A 19010-nucleotide genomic window follows, 5' to 3' on the forward strand; every position below is an offset into this window, starting at 1 on the left:
ACCCGAAAATTCGGGCGCCCCCCCCCCCCCCCCCGCGCCGGCCCCCACCAAACCGCCTTGTTCCGGGGCCCCGCCCTGGTCGCCGGGGGGGGCTCCGGCTACCCGGCCTGGGGGGGGGGGGGGGGTGGGGCCTGGGCGGGGGGGCCCGGTGGGGGGGGGGGCTCTTTGCCGTGGCCCCCCCCGCGGACCTCCGTATGCCCCTGGCTACTACCTCAGGACTATGACGCGCCGACTATGACGTGGAGAACTGCACCGCGTCGACGTCGAACGCGTTGTCCTGGGTGGACGTGAAGACCAGATACAGCTTGTGCGTGCCGGTCAGCGCCTCCACCGGGACCTCGGGCGTGCTCTGGTAGGTGTCCCAGCCTCCGGTGTCGGGCACGGGCGTCGTGGCGAGCAGCTTGCCGTCGGGGGCGTCCGCGCGCAGTTCGATGGAGCCGACGCCGTAGGGCGAGGACAACCGGTAGCCGACCTTGCTCACGCCTTCGACGCTCATCGGGCTGTACGCGATCCAGTCGCCGTTGCTGATGTCACCGATGCGCTTGCCGTTCTCGGCGCCCTCCTGGGACACGATGCGGGTGCCCGACTGGTCGTCGCGGTACTCGGCCTGCTTGTGCCGGGGCTGGAGGACCGCACGTCCGTAGCCGGTGAGGGCGGTGGTGCCGTCACCTCCCTTGTCCGTGTACTTGGCGTTGAGGACGTACGTGAGGTCGGCGCCCTCCGGGTGGCCGCCGAGGTCGCCGGTGTCGACCGTGCCCTCGCAGCCGGGGATGTCGGTGGTGGGGTGCTCGTGGTCGTCATGGCCGAGGGCCGGGTTGACCGTCACCTTGGAGCAGTCGATCGTGCCGTCCTCCGGGTCGGTGACGGTGACCTTGTAGGGAATCTTGTCGCCGAAGTCGATGAGTCTGCCGTCGACCGGCGTCTCGATCTTCACGGTGGGTGCCGTATTGCCCGCGGTGACGGGGATGTTGGCGTAGCCGGACTTCCCCGAGGAGTCGGTGACCTTCAGCTGGGCGTTGAAGTCCCCCTTGGTGGTGTAGGTGTGGGTGGGGTTGGCCTCGGTCGAGTCGTACGTGCCGTTGCCTTCGAAGTCCCAGGCGTAGGTGAGGGGATCGCCGTCCGGGTCCGTGCTGCCCTCGCTGGAGAAGTCGACCTTCAGCGGGACGGGACCGTTGGTGGCGGACGCCTTGGCCTTGGCGAGCGGGATGCGCTGGCCCTGGGCGTAGTCGATGCGGTAGAGCCCGGAGTCGTTGTTGCCGCCGCCGAACTCGCTGCCCCACTCCAGGACGTAGAGCGATCCTTCGGGGCCGAAGGTCATGTCCATCGGTTTGGCGAACTTCGCGGACTTCAGGAAGTCGTTGATCTTCAGGAGCTTGCCGTCCTTGTCGAAGCGGAGCTCCTTCACCGAGTCGCGGGCCCACTCGTAGAAGAAGTTCGCGCCCTCGAAGTAGGCGGGGAACTTCGTCGGGGAGGGGTTCTTCGCGTCGTAGTGGTAGACGGCTCCGCTCATGGGCGCCGAGCCGCCGGAGCCCATCTCCGGGAACTCCTTGGACTCGCCGTAGCCGTACCAGATGTCGGGCTGCTGGAGCGGCGGCAGGTCCTTGAGTCCGGTGTTGTTGGGCGAGGGATTGGTGGGCTTGGCGCAGTCGAACTTGGCGCCGGCCTTCTGGGTGTCGGGGTCGTAGGGCGCGTACGCCTGGTTGTTGCCGTGGCAGAACGGCCAGCCGAAGTTGCCCGCCTTCTTGATGACGTTGACCTCGACGAGCCCCTCGGGGCCGCGCTCCGTGGTCGGTCCGCCGCGGTCGGGGCCGTAGTCGGAGGCGTGCACATAACCGGTCTTGGGGTCGACGGTGAAGCGGAACGGGTTGCGGAAGCCCATCGCGTAGATCTCGGGCCGGGTCTTGGCCGTGCCCTTCGCGAAGAGGTTGCCCTTGGGGATGGTGTAGCCGCCGGAGTCGGTCGGCTTGATGCGCAGGATCTTGCCGCGCAGGTCGTTGGTGTTGCCCGCGGTGCGGGCGGCGTCGAGCATCTGCTTGCCGGGGCGCCAGTCGAGCGGGGCGTACCCCTGCCAGGCCGGGTCGAGGTTGGGCGGGGTGTCGTCGCCGACACCGAGGTAGAGGGTGCGGTCGGGGCCGAACTCGACGGCGCCGCCGGTGTGTCCGGGCTCGGGGAAGGTGCGGTCGCGGTAGGCGGGGACGTCGAGGAGCTTCTTCTCGCTGGCGAGGTCGAGGGTGTTGTCCTTCGTGACCGTGAAGCGGGAGAGGCGGTTGACGTCGTCGGTGGCCTTTGCGGGCGCGTAGTAGAGGTAGATCCAGCGGTTGTCGGCGAACTCGGGGTCGAGTTCCATGCCGACGAGGCCGTCCTCGCCGCCGGTGTAGGTGTCGACCTTGCCCGCGGTGGTGGTGGCGTGGGTCTTCGGGTCGAAGATCTTCACCTCGCCGCTGCGCTGGACGTAGAAGACCTTGCCGTCCTTGGCGACGTCGAGCTCCATGGGGTCGGCGGTGTTGTCGTCGAGTGCGGTCTTCTCGTAGCCGGACCAGACGGTGCCGCCGCAGTCGCCGGGGGCGTTGCCCGCCGCCCACTTGATGCCGCCGAGGACATGCTCGCGGAAGGCGGGTTCGGTGTAGGACGCCTTGTCGTGGCCCATGGCGGTGGCCCAGACCCTGCCGCCCTCGGCGCCCCGGCACCAGGAGATGGGGTGGTCGGCGCCCATCGCGGAACCGCCCGGGTTGTACGTGGTCTCGTCGGCGGTCACCAGGACGTGCACGTCGCCGCGGGGATTCTTGTCGAAGTTGTACCACTCCTCGGGGCGCTCCCAGCGCTCGGGCAGGCCCTTGGTGGAGGGGTGCGAGCGGTCGGCGACCTTGGCGGTGCCCTTGAGGACGCCCGGGGAGTGGGCGGGCATGTGGGCACCGGCGTTGATGAGGTCGTCCCACCAGGGGAAGGAGTCCTCGACGCCCATGTCGAGGGTGTTGTGCAGGGCGACCACGCCCTTTCCGCTCTTCACGTACTTCTTCATCGCGTCGCGCTGGGCCTCGGTGTCCCAGACCATGCCGGAGTTCTGCAGCATGACGATGACGTCGAAGTCCTTGAGCTTCGCGTCGTCGAAGACGGTGGCGTCGTCGGTCTGGACGACCTCGAAGTTCTCCTGCGCGGCCTGCTCCCTGACCATCTGGATGCCGGCCGGGATGGAGTCGTGGACGTAGCCGACGGCCTTGGTGAAGAGCAGGGCGCGGAAGGCGGGGGCCTTGTCGGCCGCCGTGGCTCCGGTGCCGGGCAGGAAGCCCACGGCGAGGAGCAGTGCCGTCACCACGGCGGTGATCCCTCTTCGTGGACCTCTCAGACCGGATATGTCACGAGCATGACAGCTCATGAGTGGTCCTCTCTGTGTGGACGGGGGTGCGGGTGCCGGATGCCGGAAACTCAGCGGGCCGCGAGCGCGCGGCGCAGAAACCCGAGGCCGTCGGAGGCGAGCGCGTCCTGGCTGCGGGCGAGGGGCCGCCAGACGGAGGCCGCGACGGCGATGGCGTCGTTGTGCGCGGTGAACGACTCGATGCACAGGGCGCCCCGGTAGTCCGCCGCGCGCAGGGCGGCCAGGAAGCCGGGCCAGTCGAGGTGGTCGGTGCCGGGCGCGCCGCGGTCGTTCGCGCACACCTGGACGTGGGCGATCCGGCCCGCCGCGGCGCGCACGGCCTCGGGCAGGGAGTGTTCCTCGATGTTCTGGTGGTACGTGTCCAGGGCGATGCCGACCGACTCCTCGGGCAGCCCTTCGAGGGCCTCCAGGGTCTGCGCGACGGTGTTGAGCAGGCTCGTCTCGTAGCGGTTGAGGGGTTCGACGGCGATGCGGACCCCGGCGCGGGCCGCGTAGGCGACGACCGGCGCGAGGTGCGTACGCCATTCCTCGTACGCCGCCGAACGCGCGGCCTCGTCCATCCGCCAGGTGCGGCCGACCGGCGCGTAGACCGGGCCCGCCACCACGGGGGCACTCACCGCGTGCGCGGCGTCGATGCAGCGGCGCAGATAGTCCTGGGTGGCGCGGACGGTCCCCGGGTCTGCGCGGACCAGGCCGCGGCCCTCGGGCATCACGGCGATGACGGCGGCGGGGGTGAGGCCCGTGGCGTCGAGGAGCTTCACGGTGGACGCGGGGTCCCAGTCGTCGGGCCGTTCCAGCGGGATCTCCACGCAGTCGAAGCCGAAGGCCGCGAGGCGGGGCAGCGTCTCGGCGAGCGCCTCGGCGGTCACGGGCGAGTGCCAGATCCACGGGTTGGCGCCCAACTGCCAGACGGCATCAGCCCTTTGGGAGGCGGCGGTCACTTCTTGCCTCCCCAGTCCTCGGGGTAGCCCGGCAGCCGCTGACAGCCGCACATCGCGTAGTGCAGCGGCGGCATGCCGTCCTTCAGATACTCGTCGAGGTTGGCCTGGGTGACGGTGGGCTGCGGCAGCTTCCACTCCTTGGGGACCGGCTTCCCGGCCAGGACGCGCAGGGCGGCGATGACCGGCGTACGCCACTGGAACGTGGGGTAGGTGGGGGCGATCGCGGTGAGCTTCTTGTCCTTCCAGGCCTCCAGGAAGTCCTGCTGGTCCTCGCCGGTGATCGGCGGCACGTCGACGCCCGCGTCCTCGAAGGCCTCGACGGCGGCGACGGCGGTGGCGCCCGAGTCCATCCAGACGCCGTCGATGGAGCCGTGCCGGGAGATCGCGTCGGCGACGATCGACTTGGTCTTGGCCGGGTCGCCTTCGGTGAACTTCACGTCGGCGACGTCGAGTTCGCTCTTGTCGAAGGCGAGCTTCGCCGCCGACCAGCGGGTCTCCAGGACGTCGACGCCGGGCGAGATGCGCAGGGCGAGGATCTTCCCCTTGGGCCTGACCTCGTCGACGAGGAAGTCGGCGGCGACCGCGCCGTAGCCGTACCCGCCGATCGGGTTCACGAAGGTGACCGCGCAGTCCGTCTCCACACCGCGGTCGAAGACGATGACGGGCAGCTTGCCGCAGGCCTCCTTCACCGCGGGCGTGAGGGTGGCGGTGGTGTTCGGCGAGACGATGAGCGCGTCGCAGTCCTTGTTGCCCGCCAGCTCCTGGATGTCGGAGATCTGCTTGTCGTCCTTGCCCTGTGCGTCGAGGACGGTGAAGTCGGAGATCTCCGCGTGCTGCTTCACCTCGGCCTTCATGTTCTTCAGGCCGACCTGCCGCCAGGGGTTGAAGACCCCGGCGTTGGAGAAGCAGAGGTGGATGTCGCCGGGGTCCTTCTTCTTGTACGGGGCGGTGGAGATCATCCGCGGTTCGAGCATCTGCTCCCAGGGCTTGCCCGCGGGACCCTTGGGCGTCTCCTCGGCGAGCCTCAACTGCCGTTCGTACTCGGCCCGTTCGAAGAAATTCGACGGCTTGTCGCCGCCGGAGTCCGTGCTCCCGCCCGCCGCGGCGGGCGCGTCGGGCGGGGTGTCGCTGGAGCACGAGGCGAGCAGGGCGCCCGTCAGCAGGACGGCGGCCGACGCGAGGGTGCGTCTGCGGACCTTGCGGGGATTCATGAGGGTGTGCCTCCCGAGGAGTGGGTACGGCGGCGGCGCGGCCGCGACCAGTCGGCGGCCCCGATGCCGACGGCGGCGATGACGATGACGCCCTGGACGGTGGACTCCAGGGCGCCGGACACGCCCCGCAGATTGAGCAGGGTGAACAGGGCCTGCAGCGAGAAGGCGCCGGCCATCGCGGCGACGACGCTGCCGCGCCCGCCGCCGAGCACGACACCGCCGAGGACCACGGCGGTGATCGCCTCGAACTCGTAGCCCCGGCCCGCCTGCGCGGACACCCCGGAGAAGCCGCCGACCAGGATCGCGGCGAGCGCGGCGGCCGCGCCGGACAGGACGAAGGCGATGACGCGGGCCCGGTGCACCCGCACCCCCGCGAGGGCGGCGGCGCGTTCGCCGTCCCCGGTGGCGATCAGCGTACGGCCGAAGTCGGAGCGCATGAGCAGCACGGCGAGCGCGCCCGCGGCGAGGCAGGCGAGGACCGCCCAGGGCAGCCAGCCCAGCGCCGTGCCCCGACCCAACTGGCGGAAGTCCTGCGGCAGTTGACCATGCGGTGAACCGCCGGTCCAGAAGAACACCGCGCCTTCGAGGATCAGCATCATGCCGAGGGTGGCGATGAACGAGGGGACGCGCAGCGCGGTGGCGATGAGACCGTTCACGAGGCCGGCCAGTGCGCCCGCGAGCAGCAGCCCGGCCGCGACGAGCAGCCAGGGCGCGTCAGGGAAGGAGCCGTAGACCTCGGCCCCGGCGACGACGCCCGCCGTGACGATCGCCCCCACGGACAGGTCGAACTCCCCGCAGACGATGACGAGATACTGCCCGGCGGCGAGGATCACCAGCGGCGCCGCGCGCTTGACGAAGGCGAGGAAGCGGTCGGGTTCGTAGAAGCCGGGATCGGTGACCGCGAGGGCGGCGAGCAGCACGACGAGGAGGGCGTAGACCGGGGCTCCGGTTCCCAAGGACTTCACAACACGCCGGTGGAGGGCGGGAGTTGTAGCGGTTGCCGTGGTCATGCGGGCCTCCTGCCGCCGCGCCGGGCGTAGAGGGCGACGGCGGCGATGATGACGACGCCGCGGACGACGTTCTTGAAGAACGGGTCGACGCCGAGCTGGTTGAAGACGGAGTCGAGGACGGCGAGGACGAGGACGCCGCCGAGGGTGCCGACCACTCCCCCGCGGCCGCCCGCGAGCGCGGTGCCGCCGAGCACGACGGCGGCGATCGACTCCAGGTCGTAGCGCGCCTCGGTGCCCGCCCAGGGGGCGCCCGCGCCGAGCCGCGCGGCGAGGAACAGCGCGGCGGCGCCCACGCACAGCGAGCACAGGACGTGCGCGGCGATGACGGTGCGCCGGGTGCGCACGCCGGACAGGCGCGCCGCGTGTTCGTCGCCCCCTGTGGCATACAGATGGTGTCCGAAGCGGGTGCGGCGCGTGATCAGCCAGAGTGCGGCGGCGACGGCGAGCAGCAGGAACACGGAGACCGGGACGGGTCCGACGCGGTCGTAGCCGAGATGCTGGAAAGAGGCGGAGACCCGCCCCGCCGGGCCCGTGTAGGTGTCCTCGATCCAGCCGCGCAGGATGAAGGCGGTGCCGAGCGTCGCGATGAACGCGTTGACCTTGAGGCCCGTGACGATGAGGCCGTTGGCGAGGCCGACGGCCGCGGAGAGCGCGAGGACGGCGAGGACCGCGGTGACGGCGCTGCCGTCCTCCATGGTGGTGGCGGCGACGAGCGTGCCGAGGCTGATGAGGTAGGCCACCGACAGGTCGAGGGAGCCGGTCAGGATGACGGCGGTCTGGCCGACGGCGACGAGGCCGAGGGCGACGCAGTTCTGCAGGATGCCGACGACGTTCGCGGTGGTGAGGAAGTCCCCGCCGCGGGCCGCGACGACGATCCAGCCGAGCGCGGTGACGGCCGCCGCGGCGAGCCAGATACCGACGGCCGGGTCGGCGAGGCGGGCGCGGCGGCGCGGGGCGCCGGACGTGACGGTGGGCGGCGGCGCGACGGCGGTGCCGGTCATCCGGCTCCTTCCGGTCTGTTCCGGTCGGGTCTGCGGTCCCCCGCGGTGCTGCCGGGGGCGGGCTCGTGCCCTGCGGTCCCGCCGGGGGCGGGCCCGGCCGCGTGCCGCGTGGTGGCGAGGCGCATCACGTCCTCCTCGGCGGCGCCCGGCGGGAGTTCACCGGCGATCCGCCCGTCGGCCATGACGAGGATCCGGTCGCTCATGCCGATGAGTTCGGGGAGTTCGGAGGAGACGATGAGCACGGCGAGGCCCTCGTGGGCCAGCTCGCGGACGAGGGTGTGGATGGCGGCCTTGGCGCCGACGTCGACGCCGCGGGTCGGCTCGTCGAAGAGCAGCACGTGTGGCCGTGCGGCGAGCCATTTGGCGATGACGACCTTCTGCTGGTTGCCGCCGGACAGGTACTGGGCCTGCTGGTCCTCGCCGCGTGCCTGCAGCCGGACGCGTTCCAGGAGTGCGGTCAACTCCCGTGCCGCGACGGGGCGTTCCCGGGTGGGGACGGCGCGGGTCACGAGGAGGGCGTTGTCGCGCACGGACTGGCGCAGGGCGAGCCCCTCGGCCTTGCGGTCCTCGGTGACCAGGGCGATGCCCGCACGGATGGCCCGGCGCGGGGTGGTGGGGCGCAGCGCGGTGCCGTCCACGGTCATCGTGCCCTCGGTGAAGGGCGCCGCGCCGAACAGGGCCCGCGCAAGGGACGTGCGGCCGGATCCCTGCAGGCCCGCGATGCCGGTGACCTCGCCCGCGCGCAGGGTCAGGTCGATGCCGGTGAGGCGGTCGTTGCCGCCGCCGCGCACGGTCAGGCGGGCGTCGCCGAGGTCGCCGGGGCTCGCGCGCGGCGGGTAGTAGGCGCTCAACTCCCGTCCCACCATGGCGCGTACGACCTGGTCGGGGTCGGTCCGATCGGTGGGCACCGTCATGACGTGACGGCCGTCCTTGAGGACCGTGATGCGCTGCGACAGGTCGAAGACCTCGCGGAGCCGGTGCGAGATGTAGAGGATGCCGAGGCCCCGGTCCGCGAGGCGGCGCACGAGGGCGTGCAGGAGGCCCGCCTCGTGGTCGGCGAGCGGCGCGGTCGGTTCGTCCATGACGAGGACGCGGACGTCGGACGCGAGAGCCTTGACGATCTCGACGGTCTGCTGGCGGGCGACGGAGAGGTCGCGGACGTGCGTGTGCGGGGTGATGCCCGACACGCCCACCTCGTCCAGGAGTCGGGCGGTGCGGGCCGCCATCGCGCGGCGGTCGACGAGGCCGTAGCGGGTCGGTTCGCGGCCGAGGAAGACGTTCTCCGCGACGGTCCGGTGCGGCAGGAGCGCGAACTCCTGGTGGATGATGCCGATCCCGGCGGCCTGGGCCTGCGCGGGATGGGTGAAGGCGTGCTCCTTGCCGTCGAGGACGACGGTGCCCTCGTCGGGGACGTGTTCACCGGCGAGGACCTTCATCAGCGTCGACTTGCCCGCGCCGTTCTCGCCGACGAGCGCGTGCACCTCACCGGCGGCGAGGTCGAGCGAGACGCCGTGCAGCACGCGCACCCCGAGAAAGCTCTTGGACACGCCGTGCATCGCCAACATCGTCTGTGTCGCCTGCATCGCCTGCACCCTCGGCTCCTTCGGCAGCGGTCTGCAGAGCAATGTGATGAGGCAGCTTTGACCTGTCAAGGGCCCAAGCAGCTTTGTTCGTACAGGAGTTGACGGTGACTTAGGTCGATCGTCGAACACCATCGGCCTTGTGAGCAGCGAAACTCGTCCCTAGGGTGGCTGCATGTCTGGAGCGCCGGATCATCCGTTTCCCGAGGCCTCTTCCGCGCCGTCCGCCGCGCCGTCCTCGCCCGGCGAGGTGCTCGCCCTGGTGCGTACGGGGGCCGCGGCGACCCGCGCGGACATCGCGCGCCTGACGGGCCTCGCCCGCTCGACGGTGTCGCAGCGCGTCGACGCCCTGATCGCGCACGGCTTCCTCACGGAGGAGGCCGACGGCGGGTCCACGGGCGGTCGGCCGCCCCGCAGACTGCGCCTGCGCACCCGTGAACACGCCGTCGCGGGCGTCGACTTGGGCGCCTCGCACTGCAGGGTCGCGCTCATGGACATCGGCGGCGAGACGCTCGCGCTGCGCGAGGACCCGCTGTCCATCGCGGACGGGCCGCAGGCGGTTCTCGGCCATGTGGAGCGCACCCTGCACACGCTCCTCAAGGAGGCCGAGCGCTCACCGGACGCGCTGCAGTCCATCGGCGTCGGTGTGCCGGGACCCGTGGAGTTCTCCACCGGCCGCCCGGTGGACCCGCCGATCATGCCGGGCTGGCACCAGTACCCCATCCCCGAGTTCTTCGCCGACCGCTTCGGCGCGCGGGCCCTCGTCGACAACGACGTGAACGTGATGGCGCTCGCCGAGCAGCGCCGCGCCTTCCCCGACACCCGCTATCTGCTCTACATCAAGGTGGGCACGGGCATCGGCTGCGGCATCGTCGCCGACGGCCGGCTGCACCGCGGCGCGCAGGGCAGCGCGGGCGACATCGGGCACATCCGCGTCGGCGACCTGGAGGACCCGTGCCGGTGCGGCAACTCCGGCTGCCTCGAGGCCGTCGCGGGCGGCGCGGCCCTCGCCCGCAGGCTGTCCGGGCTCGGCCTGGAGGCGACATCGGGCAGCGACGTCGTACGCCTGGTCAAGTCCGGCAACCGCGACGCCGTGCGCATGGTGCGCGAGGCGGGCAGGGCGGTCGGCGAGGTGCTCGCGGGCCTGGTGAACTTCTTCAACCCGGACACGGTGGTGGTCGGCGGCGCGCTGGCCGCCGTGCACGACCAGCTCCTCGCGGGCGTACGGGAAGCGGTGTACCGCCGCTCGCACCCCCTGGCCACCCATGTGCTGCGCATCGAGCCGAGCCGCACCGGCGAGAACGCCGCGGCGGTCGGCGCCGGGATCCTCGCCGTCGAGCACGCCCTGTCGCCACGACAGGTGGACCGGGTCCTGGCGGGCGCGGCACGCTGACCCGGCACCGCACCCGCCGCGCCTCGCGGGCCCCTCGCGCCGCGCCGACCGCACGATCCGGAAGCGAACACGGCAGTATCGGCCACACCGCCAACTCCCCCTTACGGCAGGGGACTTGCGACCGTAGCGTCAGGGTATGTCCGCTACCGACGCAGAGCAGATCGACCGGGCCAACGCCTCCGGTCGCACGCCCGCCGTGTTCGTGCACGGCCTGTGGATGCTGGCCAGCAGCTGGGACCACTGGCTCCCGCACTTCGAGGCCGCAGGGTACGCACCGGTCGCACTGACCTGGCCGGGCGAACCGGCGACCGTGGCCGAGGCCAGGGAGCGCCCCGAGGCCATCGCGGGCAGGACCGTGGGACAGGTCGCCGACCATCTCGCGGGCCTGATCGGCACCTTGGACCGCAAGCCCGTCGTGATCGGCCACTCCGTCGGCGGGATGCTCACCCAGATCCTCGCGGGGCGCGGTCTGTCCACCGCATCGGTGGCGATCGACCCCGCGCCGTTCCGCGGCATCCTCGCCCTGCCCCTGTCGACGCTGCGCTCCCTGATCCCGATGATCGCCAACCCGGCCAACCGGAAGCGCGCCAAGGCCCTGACCTACGAGCAGTTCCGCTACGCCTACGCCAACGCCGTCGGCGCGGAGGAGGCCAGGGCCATCTACGACCGGTACGCCGTGCCCGCACCGTGCGCCCCGCCCATGCAGGCGGCCATGGCCAACTTCAACCCCCGCACCGAGGCCAAGGCGGACTCCCGCAATCCGCAGCGCGGCCCGCTCCTCATCATCTCCGGCGGCCAGGACAACGCCGTGCCCTGGGCGCTCGCCGCAGGCGCGTACAAGCTCCAGAAGCGCAACTCCTGCGTCACGGAGATCGTCGAGCTGCACGGACGCGACCACGCGCTGACCCTCGACAGCAGGTGGAAGGAGGTCGCAGACGTCGCGCTGACGTTCCTGCGCCGCTTCGACTGAGCGGGGCCGCGTCCGTGCGTCAGCCCTCCCGTTCCACCGGCAGCCACAGTTCCGCGTCGGCCTCGGCCTTGTCCGCCGACAGGCGGGTGCGCAGGATCTCGGGGCCGGGGCGGCTGCGGTACGGGTTCGAGGGGAACCACTCGGTGAACACGTCCCGCCACAGCTCCTGGATGGCGCGTGGCACGGGACCCGAGACGGTGAAGACCGCCCAGGTGCCCGCGGGCACGGACAGGGTGGTCAGGTCATCGGGCACGTCCGCCGAGGTGATCACCGCGTGGTAGTAGTCGAGGTCGGTGCCCTCGGCGCGGCTCGGGTCCAGATCGTCGCAGACCGCGACGATGCCCTGGGGTTCCTGGTCGGAGAGTTTCTCCAGGCGCTCCAGGGTCCCCGGGGAGATCCCGCGGACGAAGTCGATGATCGCCCGGTTCGGTCCCGCGTGCACCAGTGGCACCCGGGTCTTGAGGCCCGCGACGGTGAATTCGGGCCTGTCCAGTACGCGGTATCGCATGCTGCTGCTCCCTTCGACGGTGAGGCGGAAGGTCAGCCGGGGCTGGGAGACGAGCGCGGCGCCGGTGCGCCGTGCCTCGCCGGGGCCGACGCCGTGCATGGCGCGGAACGCCCGGGCGAAGGCCTCGCCCGAGCCGTAGCCGTGGCGCACGGCGATGTCGAGCAGCGACTCCTGCCCCGCGAGCACCTCGGCACCGGCGACGGTGAGCCGCCTGCGCCGGATGTACTCCGACAGCGGCATGCCCGCGAGCGCCGAGAACATCCGGCGCAGGTGGTACTCCGACGTCGTCGCGATCCGCGCCAGATCCGCCACGTCGATGGCCTGATCGAGGCGGCGCTCGATGTGTTCCATGGCCTCATTGAGCCGGTCCAGCACTCCCGGCCTCCTTCCTTGTTCGTGATCACCACGCTAGGCAGCACCCAGGGTGCCCGACCCGACATCCTGTGCCCGATCAGGTCGGGTGCGCGCGGAGCGGATCCGAAGGGTCACCGCTCCCCCGCACTCCCCCGAACAGGTGGATCTCCCGCCCGCTCATTGGTCCACGCCACTGACGCGCCGCAGGCGGTGGCGGCACCCTTGGCGAAAACCTGTGCGTAACCCGCCGGTACCGTCGCTGACATGGGAAATCCCGTCCTCTGGGCATGATTGACGGATCGTCGGAGAGCCGGTACCACTGACGCACGACCGGCCCCGCACGCCCCATCACGCTTCACCGGCCCAGGAGGCTGTCTTGCGAGGATCCGCCACCGCCCGTACCCCCTCGGCCCGCAGACGCACCGTCAGGACGGCGGGCGCCCTCGCGTCGGCCGGTCTGCTGGTTCCGCTGCTCGGCGCCGCCCCGTCGTCCGGCGCCCCCGAACAGGCGTCGGCGGCACGGCTGCAGGGCGCCTTCGCGGCCGCCGCCACCGAGTACCGCGTGCCGCAGAGCGTGCTGCTCGGCGTCTCCTACCTCCAGTCCCGCTGGGACGCGCACGGCGGCGCGGCCAGCGTGACCGGCGGCTACGGCCCCATGCACCTGACCGACGCACGGACCGCCCTGGCCAACGCCCCGCACCACAGCGAGGGCAAGGAGGACCCGCGCGGCGACACCTCGCGGCCGGCCCCGCCGCCGAAGGCCGAGGTGCCCACGGAGTCCCAACTCCCGGCCAGACTCAAGACGTTGCCGCGCGCCGCCGAGCTCTCCGGCCGCTCCGCCGAGCAGCTGCGCACGGACCCCGCCGCCAACGTGGAGGGCGGCGCCGCGCTGCTCGCCGCCGCCCAGCACAAGCTCGGCAAGCCGCTCAGCCAGGACCCCGCCGACTGGTACGGCGCCATCGCCCGCTTCTCCGGCGCGGACGACGAGGCGACCGCCGCCTCGTACGCCAATGACGTGTTCGCCGTCATCCGCGACGGCGAGCACCGCGTCACGGACGCGGGCCAGCGTGTGACGCTCGCGCCGGAGCCGGGCCTGCGGACCGATGCGGCGCAGCTGCGGCGCATGGGTCTGCGCAAGGCGGCCGCGGGCGAGACGGAGTGCCCCAAGACCGTCGCCTGCGAGTGGATCCCCGCACCGTACGAGGAGTTCAAGGACCCCCAGGGCAACCCCGACTACGGCAACCACGACCTGGGGAACCGCCCGAAGACGCAGAGCATCGACTCGATCGTCATCCATGACACCGAGGGCCGCTGGGAGGGGGTCCTGAAGCTGGTGCAGGACCCGACGTACGTGTCGTGGCAGTACACGCTGCGCTCCACCGACGGCCACATCGCCCAGCATGTGAAGGCCAAGGACGTCGCCTGGCACGCGGGCAACTGGTACGTGAACTCCAAGTCGATCGGCCTGGAGCACGAGGGCTTCCTCACCGCCCCGGACACCTGGTACACGGAGGCGATGTACCGCACGTCGGCGCGCCTGGTGAAGTACCTCGCGAAGAAGTACGGCATCCCGCTGGACCGGCAGCACATCCTCGGCCACGACAACGTGCAGGGCACGGTGACCTCGTCGATCCCGGGCATGCACACGGACCCCGGCCCGTACTGGGACTGGCAGCACTACTTCACGCTGCTCGGCAAGCCGTTCCACCGCACGGCGGGACCGGACGGCGGTCTGGTGACGGTGGCGCCGAAGTACTCCGCGAACCAGCCCGAGTACACGGGCTGCGTCAAGCCCGGCGAGAAGTGCGTGCCGCACGGTTCGGCCGCGGTGCGCGTGCACACCGAGCCGCGTGACGACGCCCCACTGATCAAGGACATCGGCAAGCGCCCGGGCGGCCAGGACTCCACGATCGACGTGAACGACACGGGGGCGCGGCTCTCCACCGGCCAGCAGTACGCGGTCGCCGACCGCGCGGGCGACTGGACGGCCGTCTGGTACCTGGGCCAGAAGGCCTGGTTCAAGAACCCGGAGAAGCAGCCCACGGCCGTCGACGCGAAGGGCTGGGTGGTGACGCCGAAGGCGGGCGCCGCCGAGGTCCCGGTGTACGGCCGCGCGTACCCGGAGAAGGAGGCCTACCCGGCGGGCGTGCCCGTGCAGACCGTCTCGCCGCTGCCGTACAAGATCCTCGCGGGCCAGGAGTACGTGATCGGCGACAAGGTGCCGGGCGAGTACTTCTACGCCCCGACGTTCGACACGGCGCCGCACAAGGTGGTGCGCGGCAAGGACATGTACTACGTGATCCAGTACGGGCACCGGGTCGGGTACGTGCGGGCCGCCGATGTGCAGGTGGTGCGGTCGGGTTCGTAGCGCCGCCGTAGAGCCGCCCTGAAGGGGCGGGTCCGGGTCCGCGTGGGGGCGGGCCCGGACCCGCCGTCCGTGGCACGGTGGTTCTCTGGGGGTGCGCGATGTGGCTGAACGTGTCGAACAAGGATCTGCCCGCCGAGGAACAGCTGCCCTTCTGGGGCGATCTCGTCTCCCGCGAACTGGCACCGCTCACCATGACCAGCGCGGACGGCGCGGTGGACTTCCCCGCGTGCGCCTCGGTGCTTGACCTCGGCGCCGTGCGGGTGGCCGCGTTCAACAGCCCGCCCGCGTATCTGAGACGCACCTGGGCGGACATCCGGCGGGCCGACCCGGGGACGTACCAGCTCACCTTCGTCTCCGGCAGCCCGCTGTGGATCAGTCAGCAGCGCCAGGACTCCGGCCTTGTCCTCGGCGACATGGTGCTCTTCGACCTCGCGCGCCCCTTCGAGGGCGAGGTGCCCGACAAGGGCCGCAACACCGAGGTGCTCATCCTGCAACTGCCGCGCGACGGGCTGCCGTTGCCGCCGGACAAGGTCGGCCCGCTGCTCGCCAGGCCCCTGTCGAGCCGCACCGGCATGGGGGCGATCCTCGCCGGGTTCATGACCACGCTGCACTCCTACGGCCCCGACTGCGATCCGCGGGAACTGGGCCGGCTGGGGGCGATGGCCCTCGATCTGGCGGGCGCGAGCCTCGCCCAGCACCTCGGGGCCTACGGCGACCTGCCGGCGGACACCCGCCGCCAGGCCATGCTGTCCCGCGTCAACGCCTTCATCGACCACAACCTCGGCGATCCCGACCTGGGCCCCGCGGAGATCGCGGCCCACCACCACATCTCCGTGCGCTCCCTGCACACGCTCTTCCTCGAAGAGGGCGAGACCGTGGCGGCCTCGATCCGCAGGCGCCGCCTGGAACGCTGCCACGCCGACCTCGCCGACCCCCGGCTGCGTCGCCGCCCGATCAGCGCCGTCGCCGCCAGGTGGGGCTTCCTGCGCCCCGCGGACTTCAGCCGGGCGTTCCGCGCCGCGTACGGCGTGCCGCCCAGAGAGTTCCGGCGGTCGGCGTCACACGATCAGCCCGCCGGGCAACGCGTCGCACCGAGCGACAAGTAACGCCGCACGCATCGCCAACTCGCGGCCCCCGCCCCGCGTCACGATGTGAGGGAACCAGGGGGGAGCAAGGGCCCCGGCATCGTACGGTGCCGGGGCCCGAGTACAGGGTCATTCAAAGACATAGCGCTGCCCGGCACGCGCCTTGAACGTCTTCTCTCCGCCGCTCAACAGGGCGCTGCGCACGGTCAGTTCACGGGTCCGCGCCGCCCGCACGACGATGCGACGGGCGCGGCCGCCTGCCCACTCGATGTCGACGGTGGCGCCGCCGCGCGCCCGCAGGCCGCGCACCGATCCTTCGGGCCACTCCTTGGGCAGCGCGGGGAGGATCTCGATGGCGTCGTGCTGGCTCTGCAGCAGCATCTCCACGACGCCCGAGGTCGCGCCGAAGTTCCCGTCGATCTGGAACGGCGGGTGGGTGTCCCAGAGGTTGGGCAGGGTGGAGGATCTGAGCTGTTCGGAGAGCATCTTGTGCGCGTGGTCGCCGTCGCGCAGCCGGGCCCAGAAGTTGATTTTCCACGCCTTGGACCAGCCGGTGCCGCCGTCACCGCGCGCCGTCAGGGACACCTTCGCCGCGTCCGCCCATCTGCTGCCCGGCTCGATCTGGCGTCCTGGGTGCAGGGCGTAGAGGTGGGAGACGTGCCGGTGGTCGTCCGTCCGGTCGTCCACATCGGCCTTCCACTCCTGGAGTTGACCCCAGGAGCCGACGCGCAGGCCGGGGTCGAGCGCGTCGAGGGTCTTCGCCAACTCGGCGCGGAAGGCGGGTGAGTCGCCGAGCGTACGGGCCGCCTCCAGCGTGTTGGTGAGCAGGTCGTGGACGATCTGCTGGGCCATGGCGGCACCGGCGGTGAAGTCGCCGTGCTCGGGCGAGTAGCTGGGCGTGACGACGAGGGTGCCGTCGCGCGGGTCGGTGCGCAGATTGTCGAGCCAGAACTCGGCGGCCTCCTTCATCGCGGGATACGCGGTGGAGCGCAGGTAGTCCGTGGAGCCGCCGAAGCGGTAGTGCTCGTAGAGCTGCGCGGTGAGCCAGGCCGCGGCCTCGGGGAACCAGAAGGCGGTCGACCAGTCGTGCACTCCGGTGAAGCCGTACGGATTGGTCTCGTTGTGCACGACCCAGCCGCGGCTGCCGAACATCTCCTTGGCCGTACGCCGTCCTGGCGCGCGCAGGGCCTCGACGAACCGGTCGTACGGCGCGGTGGTCTCGGGCAGGTTGGCCGCCTCCGCGAGCCAGTAGTTCATCTGGAGGTTGATGTTGGTGTGGTAGTCCGCCGACCAGGGAGGCGTGGTGCTGTTGTTCCACACACCCTGGAGGTTGGCGGGCAGCGAGCCCGCGCGCGAGGAGGCGATGAGCAGATAGCGGCCGTACTGGAAGAAGAGGGCTTCGAGGGCCCGGTCGGCGGCGGTCGCACCCCCGGTGTACTGCTTGAGGAGCTGGTCGGTGGGGACGTCGGCGGGCGGCGCCTGGCGGATGTCGAGAGCGACGCGGTCGTAGAGGGCGCGGTGGTCGCGGATGTGGCGGTCGCGCAACGCCTCGTGGCCCGCGGCGACGGCCTGGTCGACGGTGCGGGTGACGGCGGCGTGCGGGTCGTCGCCCCGGTAGTCGGGACAGGTGTCGGCGTACGCGGTGGCCGCGGCGAGGACGAACCAGACGTGGTCGGCGCCGCTCACCGTGACGCTGCCGTCGGCGTGCGCGGTGCGGGCGCCGCCCACGTGCACGATCCTGATCTGGGCCTCGAACGCGAGCCCGTTGTCGGCGAGTTCACCGCGCACGGTGATCCGGTCGCCGTCGGCCCGCGCGGTGAAGTCGGCGCGCGGCGAGGTGTACCGCAGGGTGCAGCCGACCTGACCGGCACGCGCGGCGGAGAGCCGTCCGACGATCACCCCGTCCGGGTGCGAGGCGAAGAACTCCCGCCGGTGGGCCACCTGTTGACGCTCGTACGCGACGGTCGCGATCCCCTGCCCCAGATCGAGGCTCCTTCGGTACGTCGCGTCCGGTGCGCCCGGCGCCCCCGGCACGTCGATGTGCAGATCCCCGAACGTCTGGTGCGCGCCGTAGCCGCGCCGGGCCTGGCCGAGCCGCGCCGCGACCGTGTCGGGGGCGAGCCTGCCCTTCTCGTCGAGCTCCGTGCGCACGGCGTCGAGCGCGCCGGGACGCGCCGCGCGCCAGTTCCCGAAGTCGTATCCCTCGGCGGAGCCGGGCCCTCCGGTCCACAGGGTCTTCTCGTTGAACTGGAGCCGCTCGGTGGCGAGGGTGCCGAAGACCATGGCGCCGAGGGCACCGTTGCCGATGGGGAGGGCCTCGCGCTCCCAGTCGGCGGCAGGAGCCCGATACCAGAGCACCGATGATGCGTCCGATTCATCGGATGAGTGCTTGCTCGCTCCCCCGCCCTCCGCCGCCGCGGCGCCACCCCCGAGGGCTCCTCCGCCCGCTGCCATGACGGCTGCCCCACCGAGCGCCGACTTCATCGTGGTTCTCCGTGTCATCCCCTGAGTCATGACCGGCCACGTTAAAAGTCCGATGACTGCCTGGCAAGACAGAGCGCCGCCCCGTTCCTTGGACGGAACGGGGCGGCGCTTGGACGAATGGGGTGGTGCGGTCGCGTCAGCCCTGCTGGAAGAGCTCGGCGGGCAGCGGCTTCAGGAGCGCGTAGAGGTCGTCGGTGATCGGCCGGTCCCAGGCGGCGATCGTCACGAGGACGTTGTCACTGCGGTCGAACTGCACGCAGGAGATGCGGCTCTCCGAGAGCTTCAGGCGACGCACGATGAGGAGGTTGTCCCCCTGCATCACCGGCATGTCCTCCGTCGAGACGACCGTGATGTCCTCGTCGTTCTCCAGCGCGAGCAGCAGCTGCCCGACCTCGAAGGGCACCTCGCCCTCGGCGGTGTCCCGCGCCTGGGAACCCTCGGGCAGGTTGCCGATGATCATCGCGGGCCCGCGGCCGCCGAACAGGTCGTAGCGCAGAAAAACGCCCTGGCAGCTGCCGTCGGGCGCGGGCAGCAGGCCCGCGCCGAGATTGCCGGGCCAGTCACCGGGGTCCATGGCCAGGACATCGAAGTCCGGGCCCGCGGGGGTGGCGGCGCTGCGGCGGCGGAGGAAGGACATGCGCCCATGGTACGTGCCCCGCCGTGTTCCCCGGCGCGGCCCCCTCCCCCTGCGGGGCTCCCGCAAGGGCCCCGTAAGGGGCGCGGGGAACTGCG

13 protein-coding genes are annotated in these 19010 nt (G+C 71.6%); 4 read left to right on the forward strand and 9 right to left on the reverse strand.

The genetic code is table 11. The features are described 5' to 3' along the window. Positions 1-232: 232 nt before the first annotated feature. From ACFWZ2_RS02965 to ACFWZ2_RS02990, 6 genes are read right to left on the reverse strand one after another with little or no spacing between them, the layout of a single operon-like run. On the reverse strand, positions 233-3373 hold the full coding sequence (locus tag ACFWZ2_RS02965; protein ID WP_384540880.1) for a ThuA domain-containing protein: 3141 nt from the start codon (positions 3371-3373) through the stop codon (positions 233-235). A gap of 50 nt (positions 3374-3423) precedes the next feature. Then, entirely contained in the window at positions 3424-4314 is an 891-nt protein-coding gene (locus tag ACFWZ2_RS02970; protein WP_384540883.1) for a sugar phosphate isomerase/epimerase family protein, read from the reverse strand. Beyond that, positions 4311-5525 (reverse strand): substrate-binding domain-containing protein, encoded by a 1215-nt coding sequence (locus ACFWZ2_RS02975; RefSeq protein WP_384540886.1) that lies wholly within the window; start codon positions 5523-5525, stop codon positions 4311-4313. Before ACFWZ2_RS02975 ends, ACFWZ2_RS02970 begins: the two co-directional genes overlap by 4 nt. Continuing rightward, positions 5522-6535 carry an ABC transporter permease gene (locus tag ACFWZ2_RS02980; protein ID WP_384540890.1) on the reverse strand — a complete coding sequence of 338 codons (1014 nt, stop codon included), beginning with the start codon at positions 6533-6535 and terminating at the stop codon, positions 5522-5524. The genes ACFWZ2_RS02975 and ACFWZ2_RS02980 overlap by 4 nt, the downstream gene beginning before the upstream one ends. Continuing rightward, positions 6532-7536 (reverse strand): ABC transporter permease, encoded by a 1005-nt coding sequence (locus ACFWZ2_RS02985; RefSeq protein ID WP_384540893.1) that lies wholly within the window; start codon positions 7534-7536, stop codon positions 6532-6534. The genes ACFWZ2_RS02980 and ACFWZ2_RS02985 overlap by 4 nt, the downstream gene beginning before the upstream one ends. Next, positions 7533-9101 carry a sugar ABC transporter ATP-binding protein gene (locus ACFWZ2_RS02990; RefSeq protein WP_384541259.1) on the reverse strand — a complete coding sequence of 523 codons (1569 nt, stop codon included), beginning with the start codon at positions 9099-9101 and terminating at the stop codon, positions 7533-7535. The genes ACFWZ2_RS02985 and ACFWZ2_RS02990 overlap by 4 nt, the downstream gene beginning before the upstream one ends. A 190-nt stretch (positions 9102-9291) precedes the next feature. On the opposite strand from ACFWZ2_RS02990, the gene ACFWZ2_RS02995 reads away from it, so the two are divergent. Both ACFWZ2_RS02995 and ACFWZ2_RS03000 read left to right on the forward strand, forming a co-directional pair. Further along, positions 9292-10509, forward strand: a complete 1218-nt coding sequence (locus tag ACFWZ2_RS02995) for an ROK family protein (RefSeq protein WP_384540895.1) — start codon at positions 9292-9294, stop codon at positions 10507-10509. 136 nt (positions 10510-10645) lie between these two features. Further along, positions 10646-11479 (forward strand): alpha/beta hydrolase, encoded by an 834-nt coding sequence (locus tag ACFWZ2_RS03000; RefSeq protein ID WP_384540898.1) that lies wholly within the window; start codon positions 10646-10648, stop codon positions 11477-11479. Positions 11480-11498: 19 nt separating this feature from the next. Here the strand turns inward: ACFWZ2_RS03000 and ACFWZ2_RS03005 are convergent, their stop codons facing one another. After that, positions 11499-12362: a GyrI-like domain-containing protein gene (locus ACFWZ2_RS03005; RefSeq protein ID WP_384540901.1), complete on the reverse strand. Its 864-nt coding sequence runs from the start codon at positions 12360-12362 to the stop codon at positions 11499-11501. 355 nt (positions 12363-12717) lie between these two features. Between ACFWZ2_RS03005 and ACFWZ2_RS03010 the strand changes: the two genes are divergently transcribed. Next, positions 12718-14709, forward strand: a complete 1992-nt coding sequence (locus ACFWZ2_RS03010) for an N-acetylmuramoyl-L-alanine amidase (RefSeq protein WP_384540904.1) — start codon at positions 12718-12720, stop codon at positions 14707-14709. 110 nt (positions 14710-14819) lie between these two features. Further along, positions 14820-15815, forward strand: coding sequence for a helix-turn-helix domain-containing protein (locus ACFWZ2_RS03015; protein WP_384540906.1), 996 nt, complete (start codon positions 14820-14822; stop codon positions 15813-15815). A 108-nt stretch (positions 15816-15923) separates the two neighbouring features. Here ACFWZ2_RS03015 and ACFWZ2_RS03020 read toward each other — a convergent pair whose 3' ends face one another. Both ACFWZ2_RS03020 and ACFWZ2_RS03025 read right to left on the reverse strand, forming a co-directional pair. Then, the gene (locus ACFWZ2_RS03020) at positions 15924-18152 is read right to left on the reverse strand and encodes a glycoside hydrolase N-terminal domain-containing protein (RefSeq protein ID WP_384540909.1); all 2229 of its coding nucleotides are present in this window, start codon (positions 18150-18152) and stop codon (positions 15924-15926) included. A 262-nt stretch (positions 18153-18414) separates the two neighbouring features. Then, positions 18415-18915 carry a hypothetical protein gene (locus ACFWZ2_RS03025; RefSeq protein WP_384540911.1) on the reverse strand — a complete coding sequence of 167 codons (501 nt, stop codon included), beginning with the start codon at positions 18913-18915 and terminating at the stop codon, positions 18415-18417. Positions 18916-19010 lie beyond the last annotated feature (95 nt).

Origin of the sequence: Streptomyces sp. NPDC059002 (genome assembly GCF_042740435.1) — a bacterium.
Lineage (GTDB): Bacteria > Actinomycetota > Actinomycetes > Streptomycetales > Streptomycetaceae > Streptomyces.

What these genes read in the sequence shown, in the direction of transcription:
- ACFWZ2_RS02965 (WP_384540880.1), bottom strand. Translation starts at nt 3,373, where the DNA reads ATGAGCTGTCATGCTCGTGACATATCCGGTCTGAGAGGTCCACGAAGA.
- ACFWZ2_RS02975 (WP_384540886.1), bottom strand. Translation starts at nt 5,525, where the DNA reads ATGAATCCCCGCAAGGTCCGCAGACGCACCCTCGCGTCGGCCGCCGTC.
- ACFWZ2_RS02980 (WP_384540890.1), bottom strand. Translation starts at nt 6,535, where the DNA reads ATGACCACGGCAACCGCTACAACTCCCGCCCTCCACCGGCGTGTTGTG.
- ACFWZ2_RS02985 (WP_384540893.1), bottom strand. Translation starts at nt 7,536, where the DNA reads ATGACCGGCACCGCCGTCGCGCCGCCGCCCACCGTCACGTCCGGCGCC.
- ACFWZ2_RS02990 (WP_384541259.1), bottom strand. Translation starts at nt 9,101, where the DNA reads ATGTTGGCGATGCACGGCGTGTCCAAGAGCTTTCTCGGGGTGCGCGTG.
- ACFWZ2_RS02995 (WP_384540895.1), top strand. Translation starts at nt 9,292, where the DNA reads ATGTCTGGAGCGCCGGATCATCCGTTTCCCGAGGCCTCTTCCGCGCCG.
- ACFWZ2_RS03000 (WP_384540898.1), top strand. Translation starts at nt 10,646, where the DNA reads ATGTCCGCTACCGACGCAGAGCAGATCGACCGGGCCAACGCCTCCGGT.
- ACFWZ2_RS03025 (WP_384540911.1), bottom strand. Translation starts at nt 18,915, where the DNA reads ATGTCCTTCCTCCGCCGCCGCAGCGCCGCCACCCCCGCGGGCCCGGAC.